The sequence below is a fragment of the Thermoleptolyngbya sp. C42_A2020_037 genome (genome assembly GCF_015272455.1).
GTDB lineage: Bacteria > Cyanobacteriota > Cyanobacteriia > Elainellales > Elainellaceae > Thermoleptolyngbya.
In genome coordinates this window covers 132,370-146,751 of sequence record NZ_JACYLP010000028.1, presented here as the reverse complement: position 1 = coordinate 146,751, position 14,382 = coordinate 132,370, and the positions used below count along the sequence as shown (strand labels likewise).

Genomic DNA, 14,382 nt, shown 5'->3' with positions numbered 1-14,382 from the left:
ATATTTAGATCTCTCTTGCAATCTTCTTTGAGATTACGCGATTGGTCATCTGTAGGGCGCGGAGTGTTCAAGCAGTCAGCAACTCACCTCCCTCCATCGCCTCCTCCCTTCCTTACCCTTCTCTTACTCTATGGATCTCCTTGAATATCAGGCAAAAGATCTATTTCAGAAAGTTGGCATTCCTATCCTGCCGTCGCAGCGGATTGACCATCCCAAGGACTTGAAACAGTTGCGGATTCCCTACCCCATTGTGCTGAAGTCGCAAGTCTATGCGGGCGGGCGAGGCAAGGCGGGTGGCGTGCGCTTTGCAGAAAACACAATTGATGCAGTGGCGGCGGCTCAGGCGATTTTCCATCTGCCGATTTTGGGGCAATATCCAGAGGTGCTGCTGGCGGAGGCAAAATATGAGCCAGACCAGGAACTCTATCTGGCAGTGGTGCTTGATCCGTCGCTGCGACGACCGCTGCTGCTGGGGTCGCGGGAAGGGGGCATGGCGCTGGAAGCAACCTCGCGACAAATTCAGCAGGTGCTAGTGGATGGGGAGTTTTCGCCCTTTTATGCGCGGCGATTGGCGATCAAAATGGGGCTAACGGGTGAGCTGATCGAGTCCGTCAGCGCGATCGCCGAGAAAATGTATCGCCTGTTTTTGACCTACGACCTGGATCTGGTCGAGATCAACCCCCTGGCAGTGAATCCGGCTGGGGAAGTGATGGCGCTGGATGGCAAAGTCACCGTAAATGATGCGGCGCTGGGGCGACATCCCGATTTACTGGCGATGCCATCGGGCGATTCCCACAGGGATTGCTTCGCGAATCGCCCCGCCCTCTCTGCCCTGGCCATGGGGCCGACCTGTGGCGTGGCTGCCAGCGCCTTTGATCTGCCCAACTTGAACCCCATGCTGTTTCCTGGCAGTTTGGGCATCTTGTGCAACGGGGCGGGGCTGACGATGGCGACGCTTGATCTGGTTGATCGGGCGGGTGGACAGCCCTCGGCCTGTCTGAACCTGGGGGGAGAGTCGTCCTACCGGCTGCCGCCTGATACCTTGTGCGATCGCCTGGAAAAGGGGCTGGACTGGATTTTGCAGACCCAGCGGCTGCGGAGCGTATTGCTCAACTTGCTGGGCGGCGCAGACACCTGCAATGCAGTTGCCAAGGCGATCGCCCGCTACCTGGAGCAGCAGCGCCCGCCTGTGACCGTTCCCCTCGTTGTGCGGCTGGGCGGGGCCCACGCGGCGGCAGCCCGTAAGCAACTGGCTGCCCTAGACTTGCCGATGCTGTTTGTTCTGGATTCGCTGGATGAGGCCATCACCAAGGCGATCGCCCTCAGTGAGGGAGCCAGAGTCGGGCGATAGGGTCGCTTCTGGGCTGGCGTTTTGCGTTTTGCCCGTCTCTTCTGAAGGCTCAAGTTTCAAACCCAAATCTCACACCAAAACGCTCTATCAGGCATGGATTTATCTGCAAATAGTAAAGTTCTGGTGCAAGGCATCGCCGGCGCTCTGGGAAGCCTCTACACAGCGCGAATGCGGGCCTACGGCACGTCGATCGTGGCGGGGGTGTCGCCAGGGCACGGTGGGCAAGTGCTAGAGGGCGTGCCGGTGTTTGACCTGGTGGAACAGGCCGTAGCGACCACTGGCCCGGTGGATGCCGCCGTGATCCTGGTGGAGCCATATCGGATGCTGGATGCGGCACTGGAGGCGATCGCCGCTGGGATTCGGCATCTGGTGCTGGTGACGGAGGGCGTACCACCGCTGGACATGGTGAAACTGCTGCATATTGCCGAGCGCACCGATACGCTGGTCGTTGGGCCCGATAGTCCCGGCATTATCCTCCCTGGCAAGGTCTTATTGGGAACTTACCCCGCCGAGCTATATTCCCCTGGATGCATCGGGGTGATCAGCCGCAGCGGCACGCTCACCCACGAAATTGCGCTGCACCTGACGCAAGCGGAACTAGGGCAGTCAATCGTGGTGGGCATCGGGGGCGATCGCATCGTTGGCTCCTCCTTTCAGCAATGGCTACAAATTCTGGACGAAGATGACCAGACCGAGGCGATCGTGCTGGTGGGCGAAATTGGGGGCAACAGTGAAGAAGCAGCAGCCCGCTACATCGTCGAGGCGATCGACAAACCCGTGATTGCCTATATTGCTGGCCACACGGCTCCCAAAAACCATCGCATGGGCCACGCCGGGGCTATCATTGCTTCTCTAGTAGCGGGCTGGGGCAGCGAAATCGGTACGCCTGACAGCAAGGTGGCTGCTTTCCAAAAGGCAGGCGTTCCAGCAGCCAATCGCCCCTCCGATATTCCTGGCTTGATAGAACGCGCCCTGCGGAAATGACTGCAAATGCTTCTGAGGTACTTTATTCTGCTTAAGCACCCTTGTTTCTCTTTCCGAAACGGGTTAGAAGGCATTACATTGAGGTAGCTTGGCGCGGGTTTGGGTGATGTTTTGCAGAAGCGATGCAGAAAGCGGTGAAAAAGCTTGCGGAAGCTTGCGGAAGGCGATCGCCCTCTTCTGAAAAAACAGTCAGACCTCGGATAATTTAGACCTTAGAGCATTGAGAGAACTTCAGTATGGGACGACGGCTATTGCAGGGGATGATGGCGGCGCTGCTAATCCTTTTGGTGATGAAAGGGGCGGCGGCGATTCCCCGGTTTTCGCGGCCAGAGCCTGCGCCGCGTCTCCCTGTGTCGGAAGTTCCCGCCGTTGCCGACCCTGCCATTCCGCCCGATCGCGTGCCGCTGCCTGTGCCGCCCGACCCCATTCCCAACGATTTGCGGCAGGTGCTGGTTCCTGGCAAAGCGGATTTTTCTGGCGTGCGTGTGCCCTATCCCATCATGCGCGAGGTGGCATCCCGCTATACGCCGCGCCAGGAAATTGCGCCGCCGCACCCGACCAACTTTGGCTATCGCTTTTTGACGGATGCCTCTGGTCGCCCGGTTAGCAACGACCCAATTATCGTGCTACATGAAACGGTTGGCTCGGCCAGCAGCGCTATCAACACCTTCCGCACGCCCCATCCCAACGACGCAGATCAGCGCAGCTATCACGCCCTGATTCGGCTAAACGGCACGGTGGTGTATATCGTGCCGCCGGAGTATCGCGCCTTTGGCGCAGGGAATTCGGTGTTTGACGGGCCCAACGGTCGAGAAACGGTGAACACCAACCCGCAGTTTCCGCCCTCGGTGAATAACTTTGCCTATCACATTTCCCTAGAAACCCCCGGCGACGGCCGAGGCAACCAGTCGCGACACAGCGGCTACACGTCAGCCCAGTATCAATCGCTGGCCTGGCTGACTGCCCGCACGGGCATTCCGGTCAACCGCATCACCACACACCGCGCCGTCGATCGCTCTGGCAGCCGCAGCGACCCGCGCAGCTTTGACCGGGAGCAGTTTTTGGCGCTGCTGCGGCAGTTTTCGGGTTGATGGGGCTGACGGCGTTTCGGGGAGAACTGGCGGCGCTGGCGGCGGCCCTGATCTGGGCGATCGCCTCCATTGCGTTTACCAAGCTGGGTCGGCGGCTGTCGCCGATGGCGCTGAATTTGTCCAAGGGGCTGATTTCCATTGGGCTGATTTTGCTGACGCTGGGGCTGAGCGGGTCGGGGCTGCCAGCGGTCAGCGGGTCGGCCGTCTGGCTGCTGGGGCTGAGCGGGGCGATTGGCATTGGGCTGGGCGACACGGCCTATTTTGCATCGCTGAATAGCATCGGGGCGCGGCGGGGTCTATTACTCGAATCGCTGGCTCCCCCGCTGACGGCGCTGCTGGCGCTGGTGTTTTTGCAAGAGCGGCTGAGCGGGGCGGCGTGGCTGGGCATTGGGCTGACGGTGGGCGGCGTGGCGTGGGTTATTGTGGAGCGATCGCCCGATCTGGCTATTGGTCACTATCGCCCCCTGCGCGGCCTGGCCTTTGGACTGATTGCAGCACTCAGCCAAGCCAGCGGGGCCGTCCTCTCGCGGGCAGCGCTTTCGACCACCGACATTAGCCCGCTGTGGGGCACGCTGATCCGGCTGGTGGCGGGGCTGCTGGTGCTGCTGCTGTGGCTGGCGTGGCGGCCGCCGCAGTTTGTCAGCGTAGGCAAGGAAGTGGGCCAGTTGCGATCGCCCCGGTTTCTCGGCATTGTGGCGGCCACGGCCTTTGCCAGCACGTTTCTCGGCATCTGGCTCCAGCAAACCGCGCTGAAGTTTGCCCCGGCAGGCATTGCCCAATCGCTGCTGGCCACCAGCCCGCTATTTGTGATTCCGATTGCCGTTGCGCTGGGCGATCGCGCGAGTTTCCGGGCGGTGCTGGGCGTGCTGGTGGCGATCGCCGGGATCTGGCTGCTGTTTTGGCGGGGCTGATTGCTTCAGCGCGTCCAAAAAGGCATACACCGCAGGCGGATGCAGCGCGTCTTTGCGAACCGCGACTTGAAATTCGCGCATCAGCGGCACGGGCAGCGGGTAAACCTGAATTCCCGGCGGCAACGGCTCGGCCGCCAGTTGCGCCATGATCGTCGCGCCCAGCCCGCGCATCACCATGCTAACGATGGTGGAATCTTCGCTGATTTTGTAGGCGGGCTGGATGGGAACCTTGTGCGCCGCCAGATGAGTACGAATCAGGTAATAGCAGTGGTCGTTGTCTACAGGCATGATCATCGGGAAACTGGTCAATTCTTCCCAGGTCAGCGGCGGGTGCTGCAACTCCGCATCGGGCGGCAGCAGCGCCACGTATTCATCCTGAAACAGCGTCCAGGTGTCAAATTCTTCCACCGACGCGCCCCAGCAAAACAGGGCAATATCGACGCGTCCTTCGCGCAGGCTTTGCTCGATCTCGGCGGCTCCGCGAAATTCTTCAATGCTAACGGTGATGCCGGGATAATCTTGCCGAAACGCGGCGATGATGTCGGGCAGCAGGTGCGTCGCCGCGCTGCGAAACGAGGCCACCCGCACCTGGCCGCCCTGGAGTCCTTTGGCCAGGTTGGCTTCCTTATCCATCACCTCCAGCAGGTGCAGCATTTGGCGGGCGTGGCTCAACATGCGATCGCCCACGGGTGTTAAATGCGCCCCGCGTCGCCCCCGCGTGAACAAAATCACGCCCAACTCAGATTCCAAAGTGGCGATCGCATGGCTGACCGCTGACTGCGACACGCCCAGTTGCAGCCCCGCTTCGCCAAAGTTGCCCGATTCTGCCACGGCCACCAGCGCCCGCAGTTGCGAAAGCTTGATGTTGTCCTGGTTCATGGCGATTGCCTGCGTGAGTGGGATGGAGTGAGGTGCGGTTAGGACGAGTTTGAACCAGTCAGGACAGGTGATTCCCTGCCGCCGTTACTCTTCTCCTGACCTTCTCAGATTATCCGCTCTGCCTTCATTCATCCATGAATTGCATTCATGAATTGCATTCATATAAATTTTTGATCCTCTGGGTGGCGCTGCCTAGAGTGGGAGCATCTGCGATCCAGACAACCCTTTCCAACCCACCATCCCCTGGAGACTCTGCCATGCTTAGCCCATCCGAATCCTTGAATCAGCCCTGCCTGGATTTAATTGATATCGACAGCCTCGACAGCCTCGACAGCCTGGAGCGCCCCACCCCAACGACTCGGTTGCAGAAAATGCGGGCCCTGGGCCAGCGGATTGAAGCAGTCCTCAACCGCTTTGGCGGCGCACCCGAACCCCGTGTCTGGCAAACGGGCGATCGCGCTGGCAACATTGTCTGGCACGTCTACGATCCCACCAGCAACCGCTCCGCCACCTTTGCCTCGGAAGCTGAAGTGCGGATCTGGCTGGAGGAGCGATATCGGCAGTAGATCAAGATTCAGGCTTCGGGCGCAGCCCAACGTGTCCGAAGCCTGAACTGAACCCTAACTCGCTTTCAACTGGGTCCACAGCTTGTCATACTGCTCATTGTCTGCGCCCAAATCTTTGATACCTTCAAACGTTGCCATCATTGCGTCGTCGGGGTATAGGTTCGTATTAGACCGAAGTTCCGCAGGCAGTAGGTCAAACGCCTTCTGGTTGGGCGTGGCAAACTTCAGTTCGCTGGAGGCAAACGCCGCCGTTTCGGGATCGAGCATGAAGTTCATCCACTCATAAGCCGCGTCCACATTCGGCGCAGTCGTGGGAATTACCATCGTATCCGTCCAAACTGAGGTGCCGCTCTTGGGAATCACGTACTTCAATTCGGGATGTTCGGCGGGTAGCGCATTTCCCAAGATCGAGTAAGTCATGCACAGCACCAGATCGCCCGCGATCAGCCGATCTTCCCACCCAAACGACTCAAACGCCCGCACCGCAGGCTTTAGCTCTTGCAGCTTTTGATAGGCTTCCTGCAACTCGGCTAGATTTGTGGAATTGTAGGAATAACCGAGCGACTTTAGCACTGCGCCCATCGTTTCTCGCGGGTCGTCGAGCAGCGTCATCTTGCGGGCTAGCTTATCCTTATTTTCCCAGAGATAGTCCCAATCTTCGGGGCCCGGATTGAGTACGTTACTGTTGTAGATAAACCCGGTCGTGCCCCAGCTTACGGGGACGCTGTGGACGTTTTTGGGATCGTAGAGCGGGTCTTGCCAGCGATCGCGCAAGTTTGCCAGCCCTGGCAGCCGTGACTGATCGATCTTGGTCAGCATTTCCAATTCGATCATCTGCCGCACCATATAGTCCGACGGATACAAAATGCTGTACTGACTGCCGCCGCCGGCCTGCATCTTGGCCAGCATGACTTCATTGCCGTCATACACATCGGCAATCACCTCGATGCCCGTTTTCTCCTGAAACCGCTGGTAGAGCGCGGGACTGGAATAGTCGGCCCAGGTGTAAATGTGCAGGGGGCCAGCGGCGGGGCTGGCGGGGTTGCTATTAGCAGCGGGTGCAGCGCCCGGAGCCGCACCAGACCCCGACGGGCTGCGGCCGCAGTTGCTCAGGGCAACACCCGAAATGGCAGCAGCAGAAAATTGCAAAAAGCGACGGCGCGTGGTGCGGGAAAAGCGGCTGGAGGTCATGAGCACAACTATTTTGGGGCGGGGGCAAGGTTTCACTATTGGGGAATAGATTACAACACTTGCAGCCGATTGACGCAATCAGGCGTTGCAAACCAGGTTCAGCCTTGGTGCAGCCCCAAGGACAAAACCCGCCCAGAGCATGAACTCCAGACGGGTTACTGCATAAGATTGATGCACCAGGGCGATCGCCCTTGGCCCATTCCTCAGTGGGTCGTTGAGCGGGTCGTCTTCAGGCTATTTGTAAGCCGCGACGCACTGCTCGACCAGCGGCAGCACTTGATCAACATCCTTCCAGCCCAAAATTTCCGTCACCTTTTTCTCCAGGTTCTTGTAGGTGCGGAAGAATTCGGCGATTTCGTCCAGGCGATGGGGCGCAATGTCTGCCAGGGACTTGACCCCTGCATAGCGGGGATCTTTGTCGGGCACGCAGAGGATCTTCTCGTCGCGATCGCCCCCATCTACCATTTCCAGCATCCCAATCGGCCGCGCCGCAATCACGCAGCCGGGGAACGTGGGCTGATCCATGATCACCATGCCGTCCAGCGGGTCGCCATCGTCCGCCAGCGTGTTGGGCACAAAGCCATAGTCGTAGGGATATTGCACCGAGGCGTACAGCACCCGATCCAGCGCGAAGGCGTTCATGTCCTTGTCAAACTCGTACTTGTTTTTGCTGCCCGCCGGAATCTCGATCAGCACGTTGATGAGGCCGGGCTTTGGCTGAGGGGGAATACGCGATAAATCCACTGTTCTTTCTCCAGCGCAAGGGTTCAGGTTATTGCAGGGGTCAGGCGCTAGGGCGATCGCCCCGCCACGCTGACGCGATAGAAATCGGGAACGAAGAATCAGCCTGGCTTAGTTCGATAGACCTGCTTTCGGTTCCCACTTTACTCTTTACCTGCACGAAAGCGGCTTACAGGATGCATTGACCCAGCATCCGCTCCCCGAATAGCATTTTAGGGGAAGACGTGGCCACGCTGAGAAATTGCAAGGCTTATTGCCGGAGTACCGGCAGAAAGCAACAGGATATTCAGGCATTCAGTCACTCGCCTATGCCGCTTCCAGGGGAGCCATCGTCAGCCCTTCGCGGCGAAGCTGCTGGTGATAGAGTTCGGCTTGCTCTTGCGGCCCCACCCAGACTGTGGCCTGCCCTTCGTAGTGAACCTGATTGGTCAAATCCCAGGCGCGATCGCCCGACATGCCCGGAATATACTTCATCAGGCACTCGGCCACATGCTGAAAGGTATTGAAGTCGTCGTTTAGCACGATGACCTTATAGTTTGGATAGGGCTTGCGGACTGTCTGACTTGTCTTATCGGGGGCGATCGTGGGCGCAGCAGCCATCGCCATCGGTGCGAAAGAGGCAGTCATCAGCATAAAACTTGCAGCTAAGCTCTACATTAAGCAAGATGTAATATTTCCCTTTCCTAGTCTACCTGGGGCCCCGAATTTTGGGTAGACTCTGGGCTTGGACTCGAAACGAGGGGAATCTCGATTTCAAAGGTCGTGCCTTCGCCGGGGGCCGAGAGACAGCGCAGTTCGCCACCGTGCTTTTCGACCACCACCTGATAGCTAATCGCCAGCCCCAGCCCCGTTCCCTTGCCGACGGGCTTCGTGGTAAAAAACGGGTCAAATAGCCGCTGCTGAACGGCTGGCGGAATGCCGGGGCCATTGTCGGCGATCGCCACACACACCCGATCTGCGCCCACCCGCTGCGTCCGAATCAAAATTTTCGGCTCAAACCCCGGTCGCCGCTCCAGTTCCTCTTCCAGCGCATCCACCGCATTGCTCAGCAGGTTCATAAACACTTGGTTGAGCTGGCCTGCGTAGCACTCGATTTCGGGCAGATCGCCATAGTCTTTTTCAATGGCGATCGCCACAGATTGTTCTCCGTTAGTTCCCGGCACGGGGCGCGGCTTTAGCCGATTTTGCAAAATCATCAGCGTGCTGTCGATCCCATCGTGCAAGTTCACCGCCTTCATCTCGGCTTCGTCCATCCGAGAAAACGTCCGCAGCGACGCGACAATTTTTTGAATGCGATCTGCCCCCACCTTCATGGAGGCTAGCAGCTTCGGCAAATCCTGCATCAGAAAATCCAGATCCACTTTTTCCGCTTGTTCCTGAATCGTGGAATGCGGTTCGGGATACTGCTGCCGATAGAGATGGATGATGTCTAGCAGTTCCCGGATGTATTGGCTGGCGTAGGTGAGGTTGCCATAAATAAAGTTCACCGGGTTGTTAATTTCATGCGCCACACCCGCTACCAATTGCCCCAGACTCGACATTTTTTCGTTTTGAATCATCTGGCTCTGGGTGCGCTGTAGTTCGATCAGCGTGTTTTGCAAATCCTGGGTCTTTTGCCGCAGCTCCGTTTCCGACTGTTGCAGTTTCACTTGGGCCTGCTTTCGCTCGGTGATGTCGCTAATCGTACCCACCATGCGGTAGACCTCACCCGCCTCGTTCTCCACAAACGCGCCGTTGTCTTCTACGTAGATATAGCTGCCGTCTGCTTTGCGAAAGCGATATTCCTCCACTTGGTAGGGCAGCCGCAGTTGCAGCGATCGCTCGAGCCGCGACAGCACAGCAGGCAAATCATCGGGATGCACCCGCTCTTTCCAGCCTTCAAAGCCAAATTGGTGGAACACTTCGGGGCTGTGCCCGGTGATGCTGGCGATCGCCCCCGCCCAGAGAATCTGCCCCGTCTGAAAGTCGCAATCATAAATCAACTGGCCCGTGCGCTCGGCCACCAGCCGAAACCGCTCCTCGCTTTCCCGCTGCGCCGCCTCCGCCAAGCGGCGATCGGTGATGTCCATCGCCGTGCCCACCAGCCGATACACGCGCCCTTTGCAATCCTTCAGCGGATTCAGCGTCGTTAAAAACCAGCGTTCCTTCCCCTGAAAAACCCGCAGTTCCTCATAGGTATACACATCTGCCCGTTCAACGCAGGTGCGAAACCGCTGGGCAATCTCGCCGCCCTGCTCCGGGCCAAACACCTCCTCCAGCGTCTTGCCGACCACATCCACCGAGCGCTTGCCCACATCCATCTCGCTGATGGGGTTCCACCCTGCCACGTACAGGTCGCCATTCTCTCGCACGTCGCACACAAACACCGAGAAGTTCACACCCTCATAGATGCTGCGGAGAAACTGCTCCTGCTCCCGCAGCACGGCATCGGAAGCAACACCCAAATCAGACAGCCTGTCGGCATCTGGGTGCAACCGAGACGTAGAAATAGGCTCAGGCAAGTTTGACACGGCTTAGGTTCTAGAATGCGGTCGTCATGCAAATCTGTTAAGTCGCGTCGAGGGAAATCGAGTCCTGATTGCGGGTCGAACCCAACGGACAACACTTACCCCTAATGCTTACACCCTTTTGCCACTGGTGTCCGGCTTGGAACACCCCCAATAATCTAGGACTTACGCGGTTGGATGATTTCTCGCGGGCGCGGCCCGCGAGAAATCATCCAAAACCCAGCAAACTTATCGCAAGTGCGTAAGCCTGAATCTAACTCAGGTTTCCCGGAAGCAGGTCAATTTTTTCAAAGTTTTCCAACCGTGCTTAAAAGGATTCTAAAGAAAGGGAAAAACTTACCGCCCTCGACCTGTGGAAAACCTGTGAATATCTGTGGAAAACCTGTTGAAACGATCGTGGAAAGCGGGTTTCGATCGTGGAAAAGTCTGGGAATCCCAAGGATGCTGTGGAAAAAGACTGGCGTTTTCCACAAGTTTTCCACAGGTGAGATCAGATTCTGATCGCGAGTCGGCCTATGATCCCCAATTTTTTCCACACTTTCCACAGCCCCTACTACTATCCTCTCCATCTTTAAAGAATTTTCCGAACCCGCTCAAAAAGATAGCCTGTTTGCCCACTTGGTTGCCCAGTTTAAACCTGACGGGCAACGGTGCTAGGATGACGTTCCAACCCTTTTGGAGATCGGCTGTCAACTGGCGCTTCAACCGTAGGGTTCCCCAGTTCACTGCTCTGCAAACCCGCCCGCTGAGTTCTTTTTGGTTCCCGCCATGAAATTTATCTGCCCACAGAGCGAACTCAATGCCCACTTGTCGTTGGTGAGCCGTGCTGTGCCCTCAAACCCAAGTCATCCGGTGCTAGCAAACGTGCTGATGCACGCAGACGAAGACAAGCAGGAAATCAGCCTGACAGGGTTTGATCTGAGTTTGGGTGTGCAGACAAGTTTTTCGGCGCAGGTGGAAGAGGGGGGGCTGCTGACGCTACCCGCCAAGCTTCTGAGTGACATCGTATCGCGCCTGCCCAACGAGGAAATCACCCTCAGTACGGAGGCAGACAGCAGTCTGGCCACGCTGACCTCGGCGCTGGGACGCTACCAGGTGCAGGGCCTCGACGCGACCGAGTATCCAGAATTGCCGACGGTGGAGACGGGAGAAGCGGTCTATCTGCCTGTGGAGCAATTGCTCGATGGGCTAAGGGGGGCGCTGTTTGCGGCCAGCACAGACGAAACCAAGCAAGTGCTGACGGGGGTGCATGTGGCGGTGGCGGCCAGTGAGATGGAATTTGCGGCGACGGATGGGCACCGGCTATCGGTGGTGAATACCGTGAAGTCGGACGCAGCAGACGGAGTTGCAGACGGTGAGGCTGAAACGGCGTTTGATGTCACGGTTCCCGGAAAGGCGCTGCGGGAACTGGAGCGGATGCTGCAACTGCACCCAGCAGGAGAGGCGATCGCCCTCCGGTTTGACCAGGGGCAACTGCTGTTTCAGTGGGACAATCAGCGCCTCACCAGTCGTCTGCTGGAAGGGCAGTATCCCAACTATCGCCAGTTGATTCCTCGTCAGTTTTCGCGCCAGATGACCGTCGAGCGCAAGCTGCTGATTGGGGCGCTGGAGCGTATTTCCGTACTGGCCGACAAGAAAAACAACATCGTGAAATTTAGCCTGGACACAGCAGGGCAAGAAGTGGTCATTTCTGTCGATGCGCCAGACGTGGGTAGCGGTCGCGAGGCGCTTCCATCTCAGATCTCTGGTGATAGTTTAGATATTGCCTTCAACGTCCGCTATCTGCTGGAAGGGCTGAGGGTGATGAACACGAGTGAGGTGCAGATGCAGTGCAACACTGCGACGAGTCCGGCGATTCTAACTCCGCTGGGGGGATTGAAAATGACCTACCTGGTGATGCCGATTCAAATCCGGAGTTGAAATACCTCCAGCGCCGTCTGTAGCAATGAACCGCTAATGGGGGATGAACCTCGCAAAGCCCTTGCGGACGAACATTTCGCAGTCTGGGGTCAAAATTGTCTGAAGCCTTTGCATGGTAAGCGCTTTGGATGTCTATTGTCTATCCTCCTTTTGGGAACCAGTGCCTATGAGTTCATCCCAGCTTGGCTGAGGACTTGAAAGACGACTTGAAAAAAAGTTGCTCAATTGGTCGTATCCAAGGGGTTTGCATTTTGCAGGGAAATGAGGGGCGATCGCCAAAAGCAGCGCTAAAGATGTAGCGAGCGAGATGAAGTGGGGCGATCGCTCATTCTGTCCAAATCAGATGCTAGCGTTAAAAAGCAGAGGGTCGTCTTATTCTTGAATACTGCTCTGAAATACTGTTCTGAATACTTAACCTACTCGCAACCCCTGCGGTTTCGCTATGTTTCGGATTGGCTGTGCGATTTGGGCATATAAGGCCTGGGTGGGCGGACTGTATCCCCACGGGAGTCGGTCGGCGGATTTTTTGCGGCTTTATGGGCAGCGGTTTACAACCGTGGAAGGCAACACCACCTTTTATTCCACGCCCGACGAGCAGACCGTGCAGCGTTGGGTAATGGACACGCCTGCGGGGTTTCACTTTTGCCCTAAGCTGCCGCGCGATGTGTCGCATCAGGGCTTGCTGGCTCCGCATCTGCCAGCGGCGATCGCCTTTTTGGATCGCATGGCAGGGCTGGGCGATCGCCTCGGCCCGATGTTTCTTCAACTGCCGCCCAGCTATGGCCCTGCCCAGCAAGACGACCTGCGGACATTTCTGGCGGGCTGGCCCCACGACCGCGCCGAACTAGCCGTTGAAGTCCGCCATCTGGACTGGTTTCGAGAGGTCAATGCTATCGAGTTAACGTATCTGCTGGCGGACTACCACACGAGCCGCGTCTTACTCGACACGCGCCCGATTTACGACTGCCCAGATGACCCCCAGATTGAGTCGGAGCGCAAGAAACCCCGCGTCCCGCTCCACAAAACCCTCACCACTGATACGGCGCTGATTCGCTACATCAGCCATCCCAGTCTCGACTTTAACGAACCTTATTTTCAAGACTGGGCGCGGCAAATCACCGCATGGCTGCAAGCCAATAAACGAGTTTACTTATTTATCCATTGCCCTGTAGAGGAACATTCTCCCCGCAACGCCAGACAGTTTCAGTATTGGCTAGAGCAGGCGGGCGCACCTGTGCCACCCCTGCCCTGGGATGCGATCGCCCAACCGCCCGAAGAACCGCAGCAGTTGAGTTTGTTTTGATGAGCCTGTTTTGCCATGAACCGCTGGTGGACTTACCAAAAAGAACGCTTTCCCTTGTTGACCAACGGGCTGCTGATTGCGGCGTTTGCGGCGGGGGCAGTGGGCTATGGGGCGCTGGTGCGGGGCGCGGCGGCGTTTCCAGTGGTTGCATGGGCGATCGCCTTTCCCTGCCTGTTTCTGTTCTTCCTGCAATTGCGCGTCGCGGATGAGTTCAAAGATGCTGACACCGATCGCCAGTTTCGCCCCTATCGCCCCGTGCCGCGCGGGTTGGTGACGCTGACGGAGTTGGGTTGGGTGGCGATCGCCGCAGGTGTGCTGCAATTGGGACTGTCACTCGCTGTCGGGCGATCGCTGGTGGGAATGCTAGGACTGGTGTGGGCATATCTGGGGCTGATGACCCGCGAGTTTTTTGCCCCGCGCTGGCTGAAGGCGCGGCCCGTGGCCTATCTGCTGTCCCACGCGGTGATTTTGCCGCTGATGGCGGGGTTTGCGATGGCGTGTGATTGGGCGATCGCCCAGGCTGCACCCGACTGGCGAATGCTCTGGTTTTGCGGGGTCAGCTATTTCATTAGTCTGGCCATCGAAATCGGCCGCAAAATTCGCGCTCCCCAGGACGAAGAACCCGGTGTGGAAACCTACACGGCGCTGTGGGGGGTGCAGCGAGCCGCGATCGCCTGGCTGACGGTGATCTGGCTGATGGCGATCGCCACGCTCATGGCCGCCCGCGCCGTCGGCATCCTGCCCCTGGGGGTTCTGGCCGTGCTGCCCCTGCTCACCCTGGCGATGGTCGCTCCCTGGCGCTTCCTTGCCCGCCCTGTTCCCGCCTGGGCCGATGCCTTTCAGGGCGTGACGGGCTTTTGGGTGCTGGGCGTGTGCCTGATTCTGGGTCTGGTGCCGTTCTGGGTGCGGTAGGGAGTGGTGGAGGGGGGAAGAGAGAA

13 protein-coding genes are annotated in these 14,382 nt (G+C 58.1%); 8 read left to right on the top strand and 5 right to left on the bottom strand.

The window, feature by feature from the left end; genetic code table 11:
* Positions 1 to 130: 130 nt before the first annotated feature.
* From IGS16_RS08935 to IGS16_RS08920, 4 genes are all read left to right on the top strand, one after another.
* Positions 131 to 1,351 (top strand): succinate--CoA ligase subunit beta, encoded by a 1,221-nt coding sequence (locus tag IGS16_RS08935; protein ID WP_297085036.1) that lies wholly within the window; start codon positions 131 to 133, stop codon positions 1,349 to 1,351.
* A gap of 93 nt (positions 1,352 to 1,444) precedes the next feature.
* On the top strand, positions 1,445 to 2,335 hold the full coding sequence (locus tag IGS16_RS08930) for a CoA-binding protein (protein ID WP_297085035.1): 891 nt from the start codon (positions 1,445 to 1,447) through the stop codon (positions 2,333 to 2,335).
* Between the two features lie 236 nt (positions 2,336 to 2,571).
* Positions 2,572 to 3,426: a peptidoglycan recognition family protein gene (locus tag IGS16_RS08925; protein WP_297085034.1), complete on the top strand. Its 855-nt coding sequence runs from the start codon at positions 2,572 to 2,574 to the stop codon at positions 3,424 to 3,426.
* The gene (locus tag IGS16_RS08920; RefSeq protein WP_297085033.1) at positions 3,426 to 4,337 is read left to right on the top strand and encodes a DMT family transporter; all 912 of its coding nucleotides are present in this window, start codon (positions 3,426 to 3,428) and stop codon (positions 4,335 to 4,337) included. The genes IGS16_RS08925 and IGS16_RS08920 overlap by 1 nt, the downstream gene beginning before the upstream one ends.
* Here IGS16_RS08920 and IGS16_RS08915 read toward each other — a convergent pair.
* Positions 4,227 to 5,216, bottom strand: a complete 990-nt coding sequence (locus tag IGS16_RS08915) for a LysR family transcriptional regulator (RefSeq protein ID WP_297085032.1) — start codon at positions 5,214 to 5,216, stop codon at positions 4,227 to 4,229. The two genes, IGS16_RS08920 and IGS16_RS08915, sit on opposite strands and share 111 nt — an antisense overlap.
* A 257-nt stretch (positions 5,217 to 5,473) precedes the next feature.
* Between IGS16_RS08915 and IGS16_RS08910 the strand changes: the two genes are divergently transcribed.
* On the top strand, positions 5,474 to 5,782 hold the full coding sequence (locus tag IGS16_RS08910) for a hypothetical protein (protein ID WP_297085031.1): 309 nt from the start codon (positions 5,474 to 5,476) through the stop codon (positions 5,780 to 5,782).
* A 54-nt stretch (positions 5,783 to 5,836) separates the two neighbouring features.
* On the opposite strand, the gene IGS16_RS08905 is transcribed toward IGS16_RS08910, so the two are convergent.
* The 4 genes from IGS16_RS08905 to IGS16_RS08890 all read right to left on the bottom strand — a co-directional run bounded on the left by IGS16_RS08905 (position 5,837) and on the right by IGS16_RS08890 (position 10,224).
* Positions 5,837 to 6,973: a spermidine/putrescine ABC transporter substrate-binding protein gene (locus tag IGS16_RS08905; RefSeq protein WP_297085030.1), complete on the bottom strand. Its 1,137-nt coding sequence runs from the start codon at positions 6,971 to 6,973 to the stop codon at positions 5,837 to 5,839.
* Positions 6,974 to 7,207: 234 nt separating this feature from the next.
* Positions 7,208 to 7,717, bottom strand: coding sequence for an inorganic diphosphatase (locus IGS16_RS08900; protein ID WP_068510631.1), 510 nt, complete (start codon positions 7,715 to 7,717; stop codon positions 7,208 to 7,210).
* A 303-nt stretch (positions 7,718 to 8,020) separates the two neighbouring features.
* Complete coding sequence (gene clpS, locus IGS16_RS08895; protein WP_225894776.1) at positions 8,021 to 8,320, bottom strand: ATP-dependent Clp protease adapter ClpS; 300 nt, start codon at positions 8,318 to 8,320, stop codon at positions 8,021 to 8,023.
* Positions 8,321 to 8,397: 77 nt separating this feature from the next.
* Positions 8,398 to 10,224 (bottom strand): PAS domain S-box protein, encoded by a 1,827-nt coding sequence (locus IGS16_RS08890; protein ID WP_297085029.1) that lies wholly within the window; start codon positions 10,222 to 10,224, stop codon positions 8,398 to 8,400.
* 765 nt (positions 10,225 to 10,989) lie between these two features.
* Between IGS16_RS08890 and dnaN the strand changes: the two genes are divergently transcribed.
* From dnaN to IGS16_RS08875, 3 genes are all read left to right on the top strand, one after another.
* The gene (dnaN, locus tag IGS16_RS08885) at positions 10,990 to 12,141 is read left to right on the top strand and encodes a DNA polymerase III subunit beta (RefSeq protein WP_297085028.1); all 1,152 of its coding nucleotides are present in this window, start codon (positions 10,990 to 10,992) and stop codon (positions 12,139 to 12,141) included.
* Positions 12,142 to 12,583: 442 nt separating this feature from the next.
* Positions 12,584 to 13,444 carry a DUF72 domain-containing protein gene (locus IGS16_RS08880; RefSeq protein ID WP_297085027.1) on the top strand — a complete coding sequence of 287 codons (861 nt, stop codon included), beginning with the start codon at positions 12,584 to 12,586 and terminating at the stop codon, positions 13,442 to 13,444.
* A 15-nt stretch (positions 13,445 to 13,459) separates the two neighbouring features.
* Positions 13,460 to 14,356, top strand: coding sequence for a UbiA family prenyltransferase (locus tag IGS16_RS08875; RefSeq protein WP_297085026.1), 897 nt, complete (start codon positions 13,460 to 13,462; stop codon positions 14,354 to 14,356).
* The last annotated feature ends 26 nt before the right edge of the window (positions 14,357 to 14,382 follow it).

Excerpts from the sequence above, each read along its gene's own strand:
- IGS16_RS08920 (WP_297085033.1), top strand. The coding sequence starts at position 3,426 with ATGGGGCTGACGGCGTTTCGGGGAGAACTGGCGGCGCTGGCGGCGGCC.
- dnaN (WP_297085028.1), top strand. The coding sequence starts at position 10,990 with ATGAAATTTATCTGCCCACAGAGCGAACTCAATGCCCACTTGTCGTTG.
- IGS16_RS08875 (WP_297085026.1), top strand. The coding sequence starts at position 13,460 with ATGAACCGCTGGTGGACTTACCAAAAAGAACGCTTTCCCTTGTTGACC.
- IGS16_RS08910 (WP_297085031.1), top strand. The coding sequence starts at position 5,474 with ATGCTTAGCCCATCCGAATCCTTGAATCAGCCCTGCCTGGATTTAATT.
- IGS16_RS08925 (WP_297085034.1), top strand. The coding sequence starts at position 2,572 with ATGGGACGACGGCTATTGCAGGGGATGATGGCGGCGCTGCTAATCCTT.
- IGS16_RS08930 (WP_297085035.1), top strand. The coding sequence starts at position 1,445 with ATGGATTTATCTGCAAATAGTAAAGTTCTGGTGCAAGGCATCGCCGGC.
- IGS16_RS08905 (WP_297085030.1), bottom strand. The coding sequence starts at position 6,973 with ATGACCTCCAGCCGCTTTTCCCGCACCACGCGCCGTCGCTTTTTGCAA.
- clpS (WP_225894776.1), bottom strand. The coding sequence starts at position 8,320 with ATGGCGATGGCTGCTGCGCCCACGATCGCCCCCGATAAGACAAGTCAG.
- IGS16_RS08915 (WP_297085032.1), bottom strand. The coding sequence starts at position 5,216 with ATGAACCAGGACAACATCAAGCTTTCGCAACTGCGGGCGCTGGTGGCC.
- IGS16_RS08880 (WP_297085027.1), top strand. The coding sequence starts at position 12,584 with ATGTTTCGGATTGGCTGTGCGATTTGGGCATATAAGGCCTGGGTGGGC.
- IGS16_RS08935 (WP_297085036.1), top strand. The coding sequence starts at position 131 with ATGGATCTCCTTGAATATCAGGCAAAAGATCTATTTCAGAAAGTTGGC.